3 protein-coding genes are annotated in these 3151 nt (G+C 58.3%); 2 read left to right on the forward strand and 1 reads right to left on the reverse strand.

Annotated features, from left to right (window positions below):
• Positions 1 to 632: 632 nt before the first annotated feature.
• Positions 633 to 1022, forward strand: coding sequence for a nuclear transport factor 2 family protein (locus tag AC0L3X_RS46765; RefSeq protein WP_157790253.1), 390 nt, complete (start codon positions 633 to 635; stop codon positions 1020 to 1022).
• A 945-nt stretch (positions 1023 to 1967) separates the two neighbouring features.
• Here AC0L3X_RS46765 and AC0L3X_RS46770 read toward each other — a convergent pair.
• Positions 1968 to 2132 (reverse strand): hypothetical protein, encoded by a 165-nt coding sequence (locus AC0L3X_RS46770; protein ID WP_196238392.1) that lies wholly within the window; start codon positions 2130 to 2132, stop codon positions 1968 to 1970.
• A 276-nt stretch (positions 2133 to 2408) separates the two neighbouring features.
• On the opposite strand from AC0L3X_RS46770, the gene AC0L3X_RS46775 reads away from it, so the two are divergent.
• Positions 2409 to 2666, forward strand: a complete 258-nt coding sequence (locus tag AC0L3X_RS46775; RefSeq protein WP_028154361.1) for a hypothetical protein — start codon at positions 2409 to 2411, stop codon at positions 2664 to 2666.
• Positions 2667 to 3151 lie beyond the last annotated feature (485 nt).

A 3151-nucleotide genomic window follows, 5' to 3' on the forward strand; every position in this document is an offset into this window, starting at 1 on the left:
CTATGAAATCTCCGTTCCATCCAACACTCCATCTTTTCCTCTAAGATAAAGTGTTGCGTCGATCAGTTGAGATCGCCATCCAACACCGGACATATCGTTGCACTAGGTCGCGGTCACTTGCCCTGCTGCTTGATCGCCCACAGCCGATAGGCTTCGGCCTCGTAGGCGTCCCGCTCTGTCGGCGGCGGGATCAGCTTCGCGCCTTCGCTGCGGAAGTGATCGAGGCCGCGCCCGAGCGCCTTGCGAAGATCTCGGCGCGCGCGCCAAGCTTACAGCCCATCGTGTGCCTCATCGCCGCTCCGCCGTCGCCGCTCTTTGCGCCTGCCACGTTCGGATTGAACGGAGTTGCGCGAGGTCGTCCGGGTCCTGTGAGGCGTGTAGAAAACGCGGGGACCGCGCGACGCCGGGAGGTCTGGATATTTGCTGCGAGAAAAACCGTTGTTGCAGTTGCAGGCGAAGGCGAACGTCCGCCTTGGCCTGACAGCGACGAACTTTCGCTCCGTATGAAAATGACGCTGGGCCCAAGAGGAGACATTTCGAGGCGACCGATTGGTTGCTATATTCGGGCTTTGTACTTCACCGTGACTACGATTAGTCCCGTAGGAGTGCTAACCCTTTTAGGGGAGACAACAATGGGCGATTTGAATTCGGTGATTATCCGCAAGGCCTACGAAGACTTTGCGATAGGAAGCATCCCCTCGGTTTTCGCGGTTTTCGACGCCGGCATCACATGGCACGTTCCCGGTCATAGTCCCCTATCAGGCGACTATACCGGTCACGATCAGGTCGGAGGCTTCTTTCAACGCACGATGGAGCTTTCGGGAGGCGCGTTCAGCATGGATGTGCACAATGTGCTGGCTGAAGACGATCTCGTTGTCGCCTTGGTTACCGTGAACGCAGAACGAAACGGGCTGTCCGCGTCGTTTCCGGAGATCCACGTCTGGCAGATGAAGAACGGAAAGGCGACCGACTTCCGCGAGTATCAAGGCGATGAGCAGCGGGAGGACCAATTCTGGTCTTGAGACGCCGTCATTTCCTCAAGCGATAGACGGCACAATGAGGGCGACGCTAAGATCGACGATCCTTCAAAAGCGGCGCGGCGCAACAGGAATGGCTGATGTCCGAGACCGTCACCGTTGATTGCCCTCATCGCCAAAGGGCTACGACCGTCAGCGCGTCGGGCCAATGACGCTGCACCTCGATTGCAGCCGGGCCTACATCGGCAAGGCGGCAAGGTGACGGCTTCCCGCTAGATCAGAGCCGCGTGGCTTACTTGCGATACCTGCGGCGGGAGCGGCGGCAATCGTCGCGCAGTGAAGCCGATGCTGCGCACGTCGCGGCAATGAAAGCGTGTTTTCGAGAACGCTGCAATCTCCTCATGCTGTTGCCGAAAGGCAACTGATTTATTGTTCTTCGTTGAACTGTTCCATTTTGCGTTTACGCCGCAACAAACAGTTCTAGATTTGCGGTCTCCGGGCTGGGGCGTGTTTTACAACAGCGAATTTTCGAACCCGGAGGCTTTTCGAAATGATTTTGGAATTTCTCGCAATTCTTTCTCTCGTTCAGTTCGCCAACATGATTTCGCGACTGATCGGTCGGCGGCATGACGTACTCTCCTACGTTTCAAGATCAGGTCCTCACCGGTAAGCGTGGCTAAAGCGTCACAAAAGCGAAAGCGGGATGGCCGCTCCGCCCGTGGCACAGTCTGGCTCTGATCGTCTGCTACTTGAAGAGTTTGAGCTGCCTTGTGTCGAGGGGCCTCCTTGAGGGGCGCGGTGGTGGCGTGAGTGTTCTGGTCGTCTCTCGAATGAGCTACTCGCTCGTTCTGGTAGAACCCAAGGGGACATATCCCCAGCTTCCGGACTGAGGCTCAAGCCACCAATGCTGACCTGCATTTGAATACCGACGCAATTCGAGATCGGTCAGTTGCAGAAGCCGCCATGGTAAGATCGCTCGTCACTTCCCGCTCACTGGGACCAATCCATATAGAGCGTGATGCCGATCATGATCAGCGAGCCGATCGCGACCGCCACCGGGCAGATAAACGGCAACTCCTCCAGAACGCCGACAACGACCGCCCGAACGCGGAGACTTCTCTTCATGTGCGCAAAGCGCGAGCCTGCCGCACCCATCGGACATCCCCGTTTGGCCCCCAGCAGCAGCGGTCTCACTCTTCAGCATCAAGTGATCTTCGGCTATCGCCCATTCGGATGTATCCGTGAGTGAAGGTGAAGGAACTCTTGCTAGTCCGTTGGTGACGTGTGTTGCCGAGGCGGGCTCAGGAGGGAATGAGCGAGCAGATTGCGCCCGTTGACCAGCCACGCAGGTTTGATTGAACATCGCGCACACCGTGGCCGTTGATGGCATCCCTGATGGTACGCCGTTCGAACGACTGGGAATATCGCACCATGTGGAACTGGATGATGCTAGGGCTAGAAAGCAATCGCGTGATCGGACTTCGGATCGCGAAGCTGATGCGCGGCGGCAAAGCGGCTCAACGAGAAGCCCAGCGCATGGTGAGTGAAAAGGTCTTGGCGGCGGCGAAGGCCGGTACAAGCCTGATGGCTGGCGCATCTGGAAACAAGATTGTTGAGCAGTATCGAAGAAAGGTGGCGGCAAACGCCAAACGGCTCAGCAGCAAACGGATACGGCGCAGACGAAAATGACGCGGGCCTCTCGGACACTTGCTCTGCTGCTTGATCGCCCACAGCCGGTAGACTTCGTCCTCGTAAGGATCGTCGCGGTCGGTGGCGGGATCAACCTCGCGCCTTCCTTGCGGAAGTGTTCGAGACCGCGGCCCAGCTTCTCCCGGCGAGTGTGTGTTGATCGTTGGCCCGGTCGGGATCGTCGGCGCGTAGTCCTCAAGCAAGGATCGAAGCCGATGGCGGCAGTGAAGTGGTAGCCCGCGCGGGACTTCGGCGCGCACGCCATCATGCGGATCGCGATGCCCCACCATCAGGCGGGCTTCGCCGATCGATAGCGCTCCCTCGACTTGCGCCAATGCCGTCGCGACGAAGGGGGCGACGTGCGGCGCGGGCAATGGTTGTCAATCGGCCTGTAAATATGGCTCTGACTCACTTTTGATGCAGTTCGAGGGATGTCTGGCGCTTTGATTTGGGGGAGAATCAGCGCCATGCAGCAGGCACTCCAG

This window comes from Bradyrhizobium sp. MI1.7, assembly GCF_055811795.1.